This window comes from Nonomuraea sp. NPDC050404 (assembly GCF_040655495.1).
Lineage (GTDB): Bacteria > Actinomycetota > Actinomycetes > Streptosporangiales > Streptosporangiaceae > Nonomuraea.
On record NZ_JBFAKB010000049.1, the window covers coordinates 21,169 to 36,430 of the forward strand.

The window sequence follows — 15,262 nt, forward strand, 5'->3', positions numbered from 1 at the left end:
GTCACCGACCAGACCTGGCGGAAGCTTGTTCTGCAAGGCACAGGTGTTGTCCACGGGTGTACACGTGCGACCGGGGCCCGCGCGCCTCAGAACGTCAACACGATGCGGCCGCGGATTCCACCCGCCTCCAGCATGCGGTGCGCCTCCGCCGCCTCTTCCATGGGCAGTACGTGCGCCACACGCAGCGTCAGCACGCCCGCCTCGGCCTGCTGACGCAGCCGCTCCAGCTTGTCCGCCTCCCTGGCGTGTTCGGAGACGACCACTGGATGGAAGGTGACGCCCCGCTCGCCTGCGTCCTCGAAGCGGCGCAAGGTGGCGATACGGCCACCGTCCCGAACGGCGGGGAGCACCGTGCGCTCCAGCAGCGCAGCGTCCACCACGCCGTCCACGCCCTCCGGCACCTGCGCCCGGACGCGGCGGGGGAAGTCGTCTCCGCGGGGCAGCACCACGTCCGCGCCCAGCTCACGCACCAGCGCCTCGTCCATCGGCGCGGCGTCGGCGATCACGTGCAGACCTGCGGCCTTGGCCAGCTCGATCGTGTACCCACCTACGGCTCCTGCGGCGCCGGTGACGGCCACCGTGTGGCCGGGGCGCAGGACGAGGACGTCCAGCGCGAGCCGGGCGGTGAGGCCGTTCATCGGCAGCGTCGCCGCCTCCACATCGGTCGCGTTCACGGGGGATCGCGCGAGGGAGTCGGCGGGCAGCACGATCTGCTCGGCGTAGGCGCCGTGACGGCCGACCGGCACCACCACGGCCATGACCCGGTCCCCCACCCGCAGGTCGGTCTGTGTGCCCGCGCCGATCTGGGCCACGACGCCGGCCGCGTCCATGCCCGGTACGTACGGCGGCTCCTTCTGCCGCCAGGCGGAGATGGCCGCGCCGCCGCGCAGCATCGTGTCGGTCGGGTTCACCGCCGCCGCGCGGACGCGGATCCGTACCTGCCCCGGGCCCGCGTCGGGCACGGGCAGGTCCAGGACTTCCAGCACCTGCGGACCGCCGAACCGTTGTGCCCCTACCGCCCTCATAAGGGTGACAATATGTGATCACATTCGAACGTTCCGTGTGGGTGGCGTGCGGCCGACGGCCGCACCCTTCAGAGCAGGGCGTCGATGGTGATGGGGAGCTCACGGACGCGGCGGCCGGTGGCGTGGAAGACGGCGTTGGCGATGGCGGGCGCCACGCCGACCAGGACAACCTCGCCGAGGCCCTTGACGCCGATGGGGTCGGCGACCTCGTCGCGGCCGTCCAGATAGATGGCCTTGAGCTGGGGGACGTCGGCGTTGACCGGGACAAGGTAGTCGGCCAGGTTGGCGTTGGCGATCCGGCCGTCGCGGGGGTCGGTGAGCGTGTGTTCCAGCAGGGCGGCGCTGATGCCACCGACCATGCCGCCGATGGCCTGGCTGTCGGCGAGCTTGGGGCTGATGATGCGGCCGGCGTCGTAGACGGCGAGCATGCGCCGGACCCGGACCAGGCCCAGCCGCCGGTCGACGGCGACCTCGGCGAACACCGCGCCGTAGGCGTACATGGAGGCCTGCGGTCGTGCGGGGGTGTAGGCGCCGTCCGCCTCGAGGTGGGTGCGGTTGTTGCGGGTCAGGAGCTGCCGGTAGGTCTCGCCGCGTCCGGAGTCGTCCTTGAGGTGGAGCCGGCCGTCACGGACGACGACGTCCTCGGGCGCGGCGCCGTGCAGCGGGGACTTCTCGTCGTCGACGGCGAGCTGGATCGCCTGCAGGCGCAGCTTGTCGCAGCCGTCCTGGACGGTGGATCCGATGCTGGCCATCGTGAGAGAGCCACCGTGGACGGGCGCGGGCGGCATGATGGTGTCGCCGAGGCGGAAGGTCACCTGCCGTACGGGCAGGCCGAGGGCGTCGGCGGCGATCTGGGTCATGGAGGTGTAGGTGCCGGGGCCCATGTCGCTGGTGGCCGACTCGACCAGGGCGGTGCCGTCCGCGTTGAGCCGCGCGCGGGCCTGGGCGGGGGCGCGGAGGGTGTCGTAGACCGCGGTCGCCACCCCGGTGCCGAGCAGCCAGTCGCCGTCGCGGGTCCGGCCGGGCTTGGGATCGCGGCGGTTCCAGCCGAACTCGCGGGCGCCGGTGTTCAGGCATTCGCGCAGGCGGCGGGTGGAGAACGGCAGGCCGCTGGCCTGGTCGCTTTCGGGTTCGTTGCGCAGGCGCAGCTGGACGGGGTCGATGCCGAGTTCGTGGGCGAGTTCGTCGAGCGCGCTTTCGATGGGGAAGGCGGCAGTGGAGTAGCCGGGGCCGCGCATCGGGGTGGGCGTGTTCACGTCCAGCGGCACCGTGCGGTAGGCCTGGCTGACGTTGGGGGTGGTGTAAAGCATCTGGCCCGGCGACAGGACGCCGCGTTCGCTGAACCTCTCGTATCGCGAGGTCTCGGCGCGCAGGTCGTGGGTCATCGCGGCCAACCGGCCCTCGCGGTCGCTGCCCAGGCGCACCTTGTACTCGTAGGCGGGCCGGAACCCGGCCCCGGAGTAGAGTTGCCTGCGGGTCAGCACGAGCTTGACCGGGCGGCCCACCTCGCGGGCGGCCAGGGCGGCGATCACGGTGTGCGGCCAGCAGCGGGCGGCGTTGCCGAACGCGCCGCCGACGAACGGCGAGATGACGCGCACGTCGGTGGCGGGGATGCCGAACACGGCGGCGAGTTCGTCGCGGGTGCTCTGCACCCACTGGGTCTTCTCCCACACGGTGACCCGGGCGCCGCTCCAGCGGGCGACGGTGGCGTGCAGTTCCATCGCGTTGTGGTGGGTGCGCGACAGCCGGTAGGTCATCTCCAGACGGACGGGTGCGGCGTTGAATGCCGCCTCGGCGTCGCCGCGGGCGTAGGCGGCGGGCGGCTCGTTCGCCGGGGCGCCGACCAGGTCGGTCACGGGCTGCTCGGCGTCGTAGTCGACTCTCACCAGGCCGGCGGCGTGCTGGGCGGCCTCCAGCGTGGTGGCGATCACGGCGGCCACCGGCTGGCCGTGGAAGCGGACCTCATCGTCCTGGAAGACGTGCAGGCGTTCGCCCGGGAGGTTGAGCGAGCCGGGGTTGGGCCGGTACGGCAGCGTGGGAGCGTTGCGGTGGCTGAGCACCTTCAGCACACCGCTCTGGGCCTCGGCGGCGCTGGCGTCGATGGCGGTGATACGGCCGCGCCCGACGCTGCTGGTGACGACGACGGCGTGCACGATGCCGTCGATGCCGTGCGCGGTGCCGTGGTCGGCGGCGTAGGCCGCCTGGCCGGTCACCTTCAGCCGGCCGTCCACGCGCGACAGCGGCGCGCCGACGGCGTCTTGCGGCTGCGGGCTCATGCGGTTCCTCCCACGATGCGAAGCTGGCGTTCGACGGTGCGTTTGAGCAGTTCGACCTTGAACCGGTTGTGCGCCAGGGGGCGGGCACCGTCGGCGGCGAGCGCGGCGGCCGAGGCCCACAGCGCGTCGGAGGGGCGCTGGCCGATGAGGTGCCGTTCGACGGCGGGCAGCTTCCACGGCACGGTGCCCACGCCGCCGGCGGCGATCTTCGCCTCGCGGATCACACCGCCGCGCAGGTGCAGGGCCACAGCCGCGGAGGTGAGCGCGAATTCGTACGACTGCCGGTCGCGGACCTTCAGGTAGCCGGACTTCAGCGGGCGCGGGTGGACGGGGATCTCCACGGCGGTGATCAGCTCGCCGGGGCGCAGGTTGTGTTCGCGGTCCGGTGTGCTGCCGGGCTGGAGCAGGAAGTCGGCGAAGGCCACGGTGCGCTCGCCGTCCGGGCCGAGCAGGTGCACGGTGGCCTCCAGGGCCGCGAAGGCGACGGCGACGTCGGAGGGGTGGGTGGCCACGCACTGGTCGGAGGTGCCGAGGATGGCGTGGCTGCGGTTGATGCCCTGCAGGGCGGCGCAGCCTGAGCCCGGCCGGCGCTTGTTGCAGGCGGCGCTCACGTCGCGGAAGTAGGTGCAGCGGGTGCGCTGCATGATGTTGCCGCCGATCGTGGCCATGTTGCGCAACTGGGCGGACGCGCTCAGCTCCAGGGCCTGGGAGATGACCGGGTAGCGGGTGCGGACCTGGGGGTGGGCGGCGGTCTCAGCCATCCGGGCCAGGGCGCCGATGCGCAGCGCCCCGCGTCCGGTGACGGTGATCTCGTCCAGGGGCAGGGCGGCGATGTCGACCAGGGCTTCGGGGCGTTCGACGGTCTCGCGCATCAGGTCGACGAGCGTGGTGCCGCCGGCGATGTAGCGTCCGCCGCGCCGGCCGGCGTCGATCGCCTCACGGGCGGTGGCGGCCTTGGTGAAGGTGAAGGGGTACATGGCCGCTCACTTCCGGCCCGCGGCCTGCTGGACCGCGCGCACGATCTTGGTGTAGCAGCCGCAGCGGCAGATGTTGCCGCTCATCCACTCCCGGATCTCCGCATCCGAGCCGGTGCGGCCCTCCTTGATGCAGCCGACGCCGGACACGATCTGGCCGGGGGTGCAGTAGCCACACTGGAAGGCGTCCTGGTCGATGAAGGCCTGCTGCAGCGGATGCAGCCGGTCGCCGTCGGCCAGGCCCTCGATGGTGGTGACCTTCGCCCCGTCCAGCCGTACGGCCAGAGTGAGGCAGGAGTTGACCCGCCGCCCGTCGACCAGCACGGTGCACGCCCCGCAGGCGCCGGCGTCGCAGCCCTTCTTCGTGCCGGGCAGGCCGAGGTGCTCGCGCAGCAGGTCCAGCAGCGACGTGCGGTTGTCGACCTGGACAGTGTGCCGGTCGCCGTTGACCGACAGCGTCACCCGGCTGGCGGGCGGCGCCTCGGCGGCCCTCTCTGCGGAGCCCGCCGCGGCGGCCCGGGACGGCGCCGTGGTCAGGCTCGCGGTCGCGGCGACACCACCGACGGCGGTGGAGGTCGCGATGAACGTGCGCCGGGATGGGGCGGTCGCGGATCCCGCCGCGGGGGCGACGGCCGGCTCGGGTAGGTCGGTAGACATGGCCACTCTCTCAGTGCGGTGGAGGGGATCAGTGGTCGTGCGCATGGTGCCGGTGGGTTCGGCCGGTGTCTCTCATCGTTGATGCAGGCATGGCGCGTAGGGGTGTGCAAGCGCGGGCTTGACACCGTGATCGGAACGGTGCCCGGCCACACCGTCAGACTCGCGGTTCGGTGAGCCTCGTGGCAGGGCGTGCTGTGCCGGGGAACGGCGTTCAGGGGAATGGCGCAACCCCTCACGCTTGTCGCCTCGCACAGGCGGGTCAGGGACGCTGCGCCTCGTCCCTCGCTTGATGCGCGGCGGCCTCGGGTGCGGTCAGGTCGAGCAGCAGCATCGCATCGTAGTCCGGGCTTCCTGGCTCGGCGACATAGACCCCGAGCCGCTGACCGGGGGTGCCTTCCAGCGTCATGGACTGGGCGCTGAGGCTGATGGTGCCCACATGCGGATGGTGGAAGGTCTTGCGGATGGGCTTGCGACCGGTCACGTCATAACGCTCCCAGAGCCTGGCGAAGTCGGGACTCTTCAACAGCAGTTCACCGACCAGGCTGGTCAGGTCGGGCGCGTCCGGCGCGGTGCCGGCCTGGGCGCGCAACCGGGCGACACAGCCGCGGATCTGGTTGTCCCAGTCAGGGAACAGATCACGGGAGGCAGGGGTGCAGGAACAGGTAACGGGCGAGGTTGCGCTGCTTGAGCGGCCAGTCGTCCAGGCCCGCGTACAGAGCGAGCCCCCCGGGGTTCCAGGCCAGGACGTCCATGCTGCGGCTGACGATGTAGGCGGGACTGGGGCGCAGCGTCTCCAGCAGCAACTTCAGATGGGGACGTACGGTGCGGCTGGGCGGAGGCGGCGGTTCGGCGGCGTAGCGAGCCGCCCGTGCGGCCAGTTCCCGCAGGTGCTGGTGCTCCTCGTCGTCGAGCCGGAGGGCGCGCGCGAGGGCATCGATCACCGAAGGACTGGGCCGGGTCTCCTTGCCGCGCTCCAGGCGTACGTAGTAGTCGATGCTGATCCCGGCCAGGGTGGCCAGCTCTTCCCGGCGCAGCCCCGGCGTCCGGCGCAGACCCGCGCCGATCGTGAGGCCCACCTGCTCGGGGCTGGTCTGGGTACGGCGGGCACGCAGGAACCGGCCCAGCTCCGTCTCGCTGCTGCTGGTGGTGCGCTGAGGTGCCATATCTTCAGTCTCACACCGCGCCGACATGCTCAACAGCCAGGTGGGGGGCCGTGTCATTACCCCCGAACGTCACACCCCGGCACGACCCGCCCTGGCAGCGGAGCTGGGAAGACGCAAAGGTGGATACCGGTAACGACCTTTATGTCCCCTTTGCAGGAGCTCCTTTGTCTGGCACCTCCCACGTGTCATCGCGTGGTGCCGCCGGTGAACTGTCAGCGCAGCACGCGACCGGATCCCGTCCGGCGCTCACCGCCGTGCTGCTCGGCTTCTTCACGATCATGCTGGACGCGCTGATCGTCAATGTGGCCTTGCCATCGATCGGGCGCGGATTCGGCGGCGGGATGCACGGGCTGCAGTGGGTTGTCGACGGTTACACCCTTGCCTTCGCCGCCTTCCTGCTGTCGGCCGGCGCCATCAGCGATCGCATCGGCGCTCGCCAGGCCTTTGGCGGCGGCCTGGCGCTGTTTCTGCTTGCCTCCGCCGCCTGCGGACTGGCCCCCGATCTCGGCGTCCTGGTCGCAGCACGATTGGCGCAGGGGGCCGGCGCTGCCATGATCCTTCCGTCCTCGCTGGCCCTGTTGCGGGAGGCGTTCCCCGACTCCGCACCACGAGCCCGGGCGATCGCTTTGTGGGGGGTGAGCGGTTCGGTCGGCTCGGCCGCCGGGCCCGTGGCCGGCGGGCTGCTGACCCAGATCGACTGGCGGATGATCTTCTTCGTCAATCTTCCTGTTGGTGCGGTGGCGTTGCTCCTGCTGCTGCGCGTCGGCCGCTCGCCGAGGCGGCCGGTCCCCTTCGACTGGGTCGGGCAAGTGGCCGCGGTGAGTGGCATGGGCGCCCTGACGTATGCGGCCATCGAGGCCGGCGACGACGACCTCGATGGCGTGAACGTGCTGCTGCCCTGACCGTTGCCGTGATGGCAGCTGTCGTGTACCTCATCGCGCAGGCCCGCGGACGGCACCCGATGACACCACTGCCGCTGTTGCGCATGCGCACGATGTCACTGTCGGCCGTCATCGGCTTCGCCCTGAACGTCGGCTTCTACGGGATGATCTTCCTGATCGGTCTCTTCCTGCAGTAGACACGAGGGCTGAGCCCGCTGGTTGCCGGGATGGCCTTCTTGCCCATGGCCTTGCTCACCACCGCGGCAGGACCGATGGCCGCCCGACTGGGCACGCGCTTCGGCGCCCGGGTGCCGATGATCATCGGGCAGCTCCTGATGACCACGGGCCTGCTCGCGATGAGCGCCGTCCCCTCTTCGGTGCCCACCTGGTGGGTGATGACGCTGATGATCCCGATCGGCGCCGGCGGCGCGCTGGCCGTGACGGCTCTGACGGCGCTGCTGCTGGACAGCGTGCCCGCCGAGCGCGCCGGCATCGCGAGCAGCGTGCTGAACACCTCCCGCCAGATCGGGGGCGCCCTGGCTGTCGCGGCCTTCGGCGCTCTGGTCGCAGGCTCGGCCGGGTTCGTATCTGGCCTGCATGCCAGCCTGCTGATCGCCGCTGCGGCCGTGGCGGCGACCGTTCTGGCCACCCTGCTCCTTAACCCTACTCAGAGCGCATGAAATATTACAAAGAGCAATATCAGCTGAGATCCGCGTTCTGTACCGCACGATGATCCACTGCCAGGAATGGAGAAAACCGATGAAGCACATCCTGCGCCACAATTCGAACCCCGCTTCCCTCACACCGGTGGTACTGGCCCTCGCCCACGGCAGGACCAAAGAACCAGGCGTGGGTAGGGACGGCGCCCAGCAGGTGAGCGCGGCCAGCAACCGCGCATCCGTCAAGGAGCCGCACGGCCGCCACGGAAGCGCGCGCCCCCGGCCGCTGGCCGGCCCCGCGACCGACCGTCACCCATTCCGATCGAACCCCAAGGTCAAGCGCGCACCGAGAGACCTGCGCCCCTCCTCACCGGGCATCTCCGGAACCGACGAGTACCCCTCGCTGATCACCATGAGGTGCGACGAGTTGTTCCCACCCCACCGACGTGACGCTCGGCTGCGCAACGTCGCATGCCATCGTCTCTTCAGCTGACCAACTGCGCTTGCCGTCCCGGTCGGCCCTGCGACGGCAGTAGCTCACTGACAGAAGTGGGCAGCGGACGAGCTTCAACCGTCGCGACGTGCGCTGTAGGGAGCTGCCCCCTACAGCAAGAGCCCATATCTGCGGAACGGACATGACACTACCGGACAGACGTCCAGGACAGCGGGCGCGGCCCGCACCAGCCCAGCAGGTACGCCAACGGCAACATGATCCTCTCGCGCCGCGCAAGGTTCTCGGCGGCGACCTGGGCAGGTTTGCACATCACCTGGGGCCCCGGCACTGCGGTCCAGCTTAGGCAAAGATTGTCGCAACCTCATGCATTATGACCGCAATGTCTATATTTCATCTACATACATTACTTTCGTAGCATAAATAACGCATCGTCGTAAGAGAGACATTCCAGCCGATTAATGCTGTTTGGTGTGATACATGTCATGTTGCGACGTGATCTTGCTGAAAGGTAAAGCTTGTTTGCTGTTGCCTACACACAGCAGATCGAGGAAGTCAGTGAACAAGTTAGTCAGCTCGTCCCCGCGTGGCCAACAGTCAGTCTTCCAGGACGTTGTGTTACCCACCGTGCTCACGATGGCGGCGTCATTGCTGGTAGCGGGCTTTCCCAGCACCGCACAGGCAGATCCCGAACCGACCGCGGCCCCCGCGGGGCCGTCCATCACGACCTTCCCCCGCCCGGACGACCCGGACGCGCCGTTGCGCGCGGCGGTCGCGGCGGCGAAGAAGCAGAATCAGCCGGTGGCGGTCGAGGCCGCCTACACCGAGACCTCGCGCACCTGGGCCTACCCGGACGGGCATCTGTCCACCCAGTCCTACACCGGCCCGGCCCAGCTGCAGCAGGCCGACGGCTCCTGGGCGTGGATCGACACCACCCTGGTCGAAGAGAACGGCGTGCTGAAGCCCAAACTGGCCAAGGCCGGCCTGCGCGTGTCGGCCGGCGGCACCGGCCCGTTCGCCACCATGCGACTGGGACGCGACGACAGCTTCGGCCTGTCCTGGCCCACCGAACTGCCCAAGCCGCAGATCAAGGGCAACGTGGCCACCTACGCCGGCGCGGCGGGCCCGTCGGCGGACCTGGTGGTGACCGCGCTGCCGACCGGCTTCCGGCACGACGTGGTGCTGCGCGAGCGGCCGGCCGGGCCGGTGGAGTTCCGGCTGCCGGTGCATGCTCCTGATCTCAAGCTGAAACGTTCCAAATCCGGCGGGCTCACGCTGTCCGGCGCGAAGGGCAAGAAAGTGGCCTCCGCGCCCGCCCCGCGCATGTGGGACGCGGCCGCCGACCAGGCCGACGCCAAGAAGCCCGGCCGTGAGGCCCCGGTCAACACCGAGGTGACGACCGAAGACGGCGGCACCGTGCTGGTGCTCAAGCCCGACCCCACGTGGCTGGCCGACCCGGCCACCCAGTACCCGGTGACGGTGGACCCCACCACCACCCTCGGCATCACCCAGGAAGTGGGCGTCAGCTCGCCCGACGGCCAGACGACAGCCGGCTCGGTCGGCCGCTACGCCGACCGGGGCGGCGAAGGCCGGGCCACCCGCACCCTGATGGCCTTCGACACCGCGCCGATCGCCGGCCGTCAGGTGGTCAAGGCCACCATGCAGATGACCCTGCGCGACGACATCCTGTGCGAGGAATTCCAGGGCATCGCCGCGCAGCGCAACACCTCCGCCTGGGTCGCCGACGAGACCTGGTGGGACACCCAGCCCGAAACCACGGGAGAGGGCCGCGCCCTGGTCAACCCGTGCGGGCTGCCGCAGTCCGCGGGCTCGGTGTGGAGCTGGAATCTCACCGCGATGACCGCCGCGTGGGCCTCCGGCACCGACAATCACGGGCTGACGCTCAGCCTGACGGAAGAGTTCCCCGTGCCGACCAACTTCAGCGAGGAGTACCGGTTCTGGCCGCAACTGTTCGGCCAGAACGTGCCGAAGCTGAGCGTGGACTGGGTGTTGCCGCCCGAGATCCCCACCGTGACGGCTGAGTCGATCGACTCGATGAGCGGTAACGACGCCATCGCGCGCAGCACGAACGTCAAGGTCACCTACAAGTCCAGCGTGCCCGAGGCCAGGCCGCTGGACTACACCGTGAGTGTCAACGACTCCACCATGGCGCCCCCCGCTCCACAATTGCCGACCGGCGAGGCCGCGCACTGGAAGCTCGACGAAGCCTCCGGCGCCACCGCCGCCGACGCCTCCGGCAACAACCACGCCGCCACCCTGACCGGCACCTACAGCCGCGAGCCCGGCCAGTTCGGCCAGGCCGTCAAGCTCGCCGGCGGCGCCTCTCATGCCGCCACCAGCGGCCCGGTGCTCAACACCAACAAGAGCTGGACCGTGGCCGGCTGGGTCCGCCTCGACAGCAGCACCACCGACCAGGCCGTCTGGTCCCAGATGGGCGTCAACCAGCCCGGCTTCACCCTGTACTACACCACCAGCGGCGCCGCCGAATTCGACCAGCGCTGGATCCTATCGTTCGTCACCACGGACGACCCCGAGCGGATCAATACGCGACCCATCCAGTCCAAGAACCTGGCCAAGATCGGCCAATGGACCCACCTGACCACCCAGTACGACGCCGACGCGGGCAAGATCCGCCTCTACGTCGACGGCGAACTGGCCGGCGAGACCGACCACACCGTCGGCTGGAACGCCCGCGGACCGTTCCAGATCGGCGAAGGCCTCACCCTGACCGAAACCCCCGGCAACGACAACCTTGACGGGGCCATCGACGACATCCGCGTCTACCAGCGGGTGCTGAGCGCGGCCGACATCCGCACCATGGTCGGCGTGCCAACCACCACCACCCACAACAACATCCCCTCCGGCCAGCCGCTGGACAAGGTGTTCACGCTGGACAACCCGGCCAGCTTCAAATTCGTCGTCAAGGCCTGCCGCACCGGTGTCACCCCGCCGGCCTGCAACGAAAGCCCGGCCTACCGCATCACCAGCGACGCGCCGACGCTGCCGACCAACACCGAGACCGGCATGGCCGACCCGGCCCAGCCGATCCTGTCCGGCATGGTCAACCGCCCCTCCAGCGGGCAGGTGACCGCCAAGTACTACCTCTACGACGACAAGGGCCTGCCCGTCGGCTCCGCGCCACTCGGCAGCCGCACCGTCAACGGTGGTGAACGCGCCTCCTTCCTGATCCCGGCCGACACTGTGCAGGCGGGCCGCACCTACAGGTGGCAGATGACTGCCTGCGTCACCGCTCCGCAAGACGACGGCGGCACCGATCCCGGCCCGGATCCCGATCCAGATCCTGACCCCGACCCGGATCCGACGCCGCAGGGGCTGGTCGCCGCCTACGGCATGAACGAGGGCACCGGAACCGCCGTCGCCGACAGCACCGGCGTCAACAACGGCACCGCCAAAGCCGCGACCTGGGTGGCCGGCAAGCACGGCCAGGCACTGTCGTTCAACGGCACCAGCAGCTGGGTCAACATTCCGAGCAACCCCTCGCTCCGGCTGAGCACCGGAATGACCCTGTCCGCCTGGGTCAACCCCAGCGCGGTCGACGGCTGGCGACCCATCGTCGGCAAGGGATACGAATCCTTCCTCGACCTGTCCTACATGCTCTACGCGGCCGCCGACGGCGGACCCGCCGGATGGCTCATCACCGAGGACGACTCCCACACCCTCACCGCGAGCAAGGCGCTGAGCGCCAACACCTGGACGCACCTGGCCATCACCTACGACGGCAGCACCGCCACCCTCTACCGCGACGGCACCCAGATCGGGCAGAGCAGCATCAGCGGCTCCCTCCTGACCGACGGCGGCGCGCTCCGTATCGGGGGCAGCACCGCCTACGGCGGTGAATACTTCGAGGGTGCCATCGACGACGTCCGCATCTACAACCGCGCGCAAACAGCCGCTGAGATCTCCACCGACATGAACGCACCCCTCGGCGGCACGGCGGCCTCCGCCAGCACGGCTCGGCCAAGCGCCGCAGTTACAGCGTCGGACGCGTCCGGGGGCGAAGTGTGCACGTCCAAGACCGCTTCCGTTGACTTCACAGTCCCGGGCACCCCTGCTCCGGACCCGGAGGAGGACATCCGGAACCTGACATTGGGTAAAGACAGTTTCGTCGTTAAGACCGCCAGGACCGACCCCACCGCTTGTGACGGGGCTCCCTGCACGGTAACCGACTCCACCACGATGCCGATCGGCGGCACCGGCGTGGACAAGGTGGTCAGCGTCGTCGGCTTCAATTTCGCCGAGCTGCCGGACGGCGCCGCCGTGCTGGAAGGCATACTCAAACTCGGCTCACCCAGTTGCCCGAATAATGCCTGTCCTGCAGAAACAACGATCACGGCGACACCTTTGAAGTCTTCAGTGACGAGTGCGACCAAGGGGTCTGACCTCACGGGCGACGTCGACACCAACACCAAACCGTATTCTTTGCCGCTGGGCAGCCCTCAGGCTGATATCGCGGGCAGCGAATACCAATGGCTCATGCTCACCTCCAACAAGGACGAGCTCATCACGTTCGCCGCATCAGGGGCCACGGCGCAGCCATCGCTCGTGCTCACCTATCTGATTCCCGGACCGCCGAGCAAGGTTCTCAACCTGAAAGGTCAGGCAGGCGACGCCAGCGCGCTCGCAAGTTGGGGAGTGCCGGAGACCAACGGCAGTGTCGCCCTGCTGGACGGATATGACGTCGAAGTCACCGACTCCGCCGGCCAGGTGGCCAAGACAGTGGAGGTCGCCGAGCCCTTCGCCATGGTCACCGGCCTGGTCAACGACGAGCCCTACAGTCTGAAGGTACGCGCCAAGACCGCGTTCGGCGCCGGTGAGTGGGAGACCGTGTCGGTCACTCCCAAGGCTGTTGCGCCACCGCCTTCGGCCGGCTCCGAGCCCTGCATCCCATTCTTGGACACACCGCCTGACGCCAAGACCCGTAATGCGAGCAGCGCATCAGGCAGCCAGGAGTACACCGATCGAGTGTTGGCCTACTATCGGGCGCAGGATGCCGTCCTGGAAGGTCGCGCCGACACGATCTGGGAGGCTCCCGGCGTTACTCCGAGCGCACCGAGCACGGCCAAACTGTCGTTGCTGAACGCCGCGTTGCAGCAACACCACGAAGCCCTGCAGGTCGGCAACGAACCTCGCACCGACTCGGCGGTCACGGTCTCGGACACCGTTGTTCAGCCCGGCCCACGAGGGACGACCCATGTGACGGCCAAGGTCACGCGGAGCTGGAAGACTCCGGCCGCATCCGCCGCGAGTGGAAAGAAGGCCCGCGCCGAGACGATGGGTGAGGTGGATCCGGAAGTATCCACCATCTCCATCCACGTGTTCGACCGCTGTGGCAACATGACGGAGATCCAGGCGCCGAACCCCGCGTACGAGGACTTCACCGACTTCGGCGACTCGTGCGGAATGATCGACGGCTCCATGGCGCCCCTGGCAGCGACACAGAACTGCAAGCCGCCCAACTCGTTCAAGTCGGCCGAAGGGTGGTCGCTGCAGCGTCATTGCTATGGCGGTGGGTGCCATTCCGCTCTGTACGGCTGGAACACCGTGACGAAGGGTGTGGAGTTCGAGGCGGGCAGTGACCTGAGGTGGAAGTACGTCACTGATAAGGGCCCCCTCATAGCCGATGGGTGGGGCGCTTATGCGAGTGTGCGAATCACGTGTTCCTTCGGCAACAGTAAGATCGACAAACTGATCGCCAAAACGCTCAAGCTGAAGCTGGACACCTCGCTGGCCTTCACCTCTCTGGCAGTGTCTCCCTCCATATCCTGGCCGCCTGGCGCCTCTCCGGTGCAGGGCGGCCAAGGTGCGACCCTCTCCTGGGAAGCACCAGAAGGCGTCACGCAACTGGTACCGGAAACGGTCAAATTCGCCGCGCAATGCGAAGACCTGTTGTGTCTCGGCTTCACAGGGCTCAAGCACAGCGCCTCAGGATACTTGTCGATTCTGGCACATTGCAAAGCCAACGCGACCGAGGCCAAACACTGCACCTCCAGCCCGAAGACCATCCCTATGCTTCCAACATCCCGCCAATGGGCACTCACCATATGGCCCTTCAGTAGTCTTTAAGAGGCAGCGCATAGCCTGACTTCGCTTGACTGTGGAGATCGAAGGGCAACCCCTTCGATCTCCACAGCCCGTTGGAAGCCGGTCATATAGAAGGGTCGACCCGCGAAACATGAGTCGTAAAAGATATTTTCCAAGAACTGCGTACGTGATCGCGCCACTGCTCGTTCTGGTATGTGTACTAGAAGGCTTCCATTTTTTCGGCGGCCGCTCTGAACGTTTGCGTGAGGTATATGGTGGCGCCTTTCAGATAGCACATCCCGAATATCGCGTCCTGGTGGACTCGACGGTGAGCGTTAGCCCCGTGTCGGCGAGCACACCAGTAGCGGCTTACGAACTGTACCCGCGTTTTGAGGGCCGTCGCGTGGATGGCGCGGTTTCGGCGAACTTGCTGGGCCTAGTTTCGGCCCCTGACCTGCCCGAGACGAAGATGAGTCTGCTGGTGCGCTCATTCGAGGGCGGCAAAGGGGTGGCCGAGCCAGCGAAAGCCCAAGCCCGCGAGGTGATAGCCGCGCTACCCGATGATTCCTTTTCCGCCGCCATAGTAGAACTGGCCAATCCCCTGACGGAAGACGAGCTCATCGCCGCACTGAAAGTGCGAGACATCCGCTCGGACGCGCTTTATCTGTTCGTCTCCGAATCGCCAGGATTAGCCGGAAAGCCCGTCTACTGGAGATCGTGTGCGGTCTATCAAAGGGAGTGCGAGAGTACGTCACCAATTGAGCTTTTCCGACGCTGGACGGACGAGCTGGACTGGACCGACACGCTGAATCTGAGATCCCTCGGCCTCGACCTCGATGTGCTGCGCCAGGCCGCGCAGCAGGGCAAAATCTATGGGCTGCTCACCTACGGATACTCAAGAGAGTCGCTCGCCGAGTTGATAGAAAAGCCTGAAGTGCGAACCATCAAGGTCGTTGAGACAGCGAGCGTGGGATCGTAACGCGCGTCCGGAAGGAAGTCCCGCGCATGCGCGGCCGCTGTTGGTCCGCCAATGGCCGACCAACAGCATCCCCGCTCCACCTCCTCGGCCGAGACCGGGATGACTGCTCAATCGCGGCTACCACTAACCGCAGG

General features: G+C 68.3%; 11 protein-coding genes. 5 read left to right on the forward strand and 6 right to left on the reverse strand.

Going from position 1 to position 15,262, the window contains the following annotated elements; translation table 11 throughout:
- Positions 1 to 86: 86 nt before the first annotated feature.
- The 6 genes from AB0I81_RS60815 to AB0I81_RS60840 form a co-directional block, all read right to left on the reverse strand.
- A complete protein-coding gene (locus AB0I81_RS60815; RefSeq protein WP_360679033.1) occupies positions 87 to 1,025 on the reverse strand; it encodes an NADP-dependent oxidoreductase in 939 nt (312 codons plus the stop codon).
- A gap of 68 nt (positions 1,026 to 1,093) precedes the next feature.
- A complete protein-coding gene (locus tag AB0I81_RS60820) occupies positions 1,094 to 3,301 on the reverse strand; it encodes a xanthine dehydrogenase family protein molybdopterin-binding subunit (RefSeq protein ID WP_360679036.1) in 2,208 nt (735 codons plus the stop codon).
- A complete protein-coding gene (locus AB0I81_RS60825) occupies positions 3,298 to 4,278 on the reverse strand; it encodes a xanthine dehydrogenase family protein subunit M (protein WP_360679038.1) in 981 nt (326 codons plus the stop codon). Before AB0I81_RS60825 ends, AB0I81_RS60820 begins: the two co-directional genes overlap by 4 nt.
- A gap of 6 nt (positions 4,279 to 4,284) precedes the next feature.
- The gene (locus tag AB0I81_RS60830) at positions 4,285 to 4,737 is read right to left on the reverse strand and encodes a (2Fe-2S)-binding protein (RefSeq protein ID WP_360679118.1); all 453 of its coding nucleotides are present in this window, start codon (positions 4,735 to 4,737) and stop codon (positions 4,285 to 4,287) included.
- 454 nt (positions 4,738 to 5,191) lie between these two features.
- The gene (locus AB0I81_RS60835; RefSeq protein WP_360679041.1) at positions 5,192 to 5,521 is read right to left on the reverse strand and encodes a hypothetical protein; all 330 of its coding nucleotides are present in this window, start codon (positions 5,519 to 5,521) and stop codon (positions 5,192 to 5,194) included.
- Positions 5,522 to 5,567: 46 nt separating this feature from the next.
- Entirely contained in the window at positions 5,568 to 6,095 is a 528-nt protein-coding gene (locus AB0I81_RS60840) for a helix-turn-helix transcriptional regulator (RefSeq protein ID WP_360679043.1), read from the reverse strand.
- A 164-nt stretch (positions 6,096 to 6,259) separates the two neighbouring features.
- On the opposite strand from AB0I81_RS60840, the gene AB0I81_RS60845 reads away from it, so the two are divergent.
- The 5 genes from AB0I81_RS60845 (at position 6,260) to AB0I81_RS60865 (ending at position 15,128) form a co-directional block, all read left to right on the forward strand.
- Positions 6,260 to 6,997 (forward strand): MFS transporter, encoded by a 738-nt coding sequence (locus AB0I81_RS60845; RefSeq protein WP_360679046.1) that lies wholly within the window; start codon positions 6,260 to 6,262, stop codon positions 6,995 to 6,997.
- 11 nt (positions 6,998 to 7,008) lie between these two features.
- Positions 7,009 to 7,173, forward strand: coding sequence for a hypothetical protein (locus AB0I81_RS60850; protein ID WP_360679048.1), 165 nt, complete (start codon positions 7,009 to 7,011; stop codon positions 7,171 to 7,173).
- Positions 7,174 to 7,218: 45 nt separating this feature from the next.
- Positions 7,219 to 7,656, forward strand: a complete 438-nt coding sequence (locus tag AB0I81_RS60855; protein WP_360679050.1) for an MFS transporter — start codon at positions 7,219 to 7,221, stop codon at positions 7,654 to 7,656.
- A gap of 1,066 nt (positions 7,657 to 8,722) precedes the next feature.
- Positions 8,723 to 14,191, forward strand: a complete 5,469-nt coding sequence (locus AB0I81_RS60860; protein ID WP_360679121.1) for a LamG-like jellyroll fold domain-containing protein — start codon at positions 8,723 to 8,725, stop codon at positions 14,189 to 14,191.
- Positions 14,192 to 14,336: 145 nt separating this feature from the next.
- Positions 14,337 to 15,128, forward strand: coding sequence for a hypothetical protein (locus tag AB0I81_RS60865; RefSeq protein WP_360679052.1), 792 nt, complete (start codon positions 14,337 to 14,339; stop codon positions 15,126 to 15,128).
- Positions 15,129 to 15,262: the final 134 nt, after the last annotated feature.

What these genes read in the sequence shown, in the direction of transcription:
- AB0I81_RS60815 (WP_360679033.1), bottom strand. Translation starts at nt 1,025, where the DNA reads ATGAGGGCGGTAGGGGCACAACGGTTCGGCGGTCCGCAGGTGCTGGAA.
- AB0I81_RS60820 (WP_360679036.1), bottom strand. Translation starts at nt 3,301, where the DNA reads ATGAGCCCGCAGCCGCAAGACGCCGTCGGCGCGCCGCTGTCGCGCGTG.
- AB0I81_RS60825 (WP_360679038.1), bottom strand. Translation starts at nt 4,278, where the DNA reads ATGTACCCCTTCACCTTCACCAAGGCCGCCACCGCCCGTGAGGCGATC.
- AB0I81_RS60840 (WP_360679043.1), bottom strand. Translation starts at nt 6,095, where the DNA reads ATGGCACCTCAGCGCACCACCAGCAGCAGCGAGACGGAGCTGGGCCGG.
- AB0I81_RS60850 (WP_360679048.1), top strand. Translation starts at nt 7,009, where the DNA reads ATGGCAGCTGTCGTGTACCTCATCGCGCAGGCCCGCGGACGGCACCCG.
- AB0I81_RS60855 (WP_360679050.1), top strand. Translation starts at nt 7,219, where the DNA reads ATGGCCTTGCTCACCACCGCGGCAGGACCGATGGCCGCCCGACTGGGC.
- AB0I81_RS60860 (WP_360679121.1), top strand. Translation starts at nt 8,723, where the DNA reads ATGGCGGCGTCATTGCTGGTAGCGGGCTTTCCCAGCACCGCACAGGCA.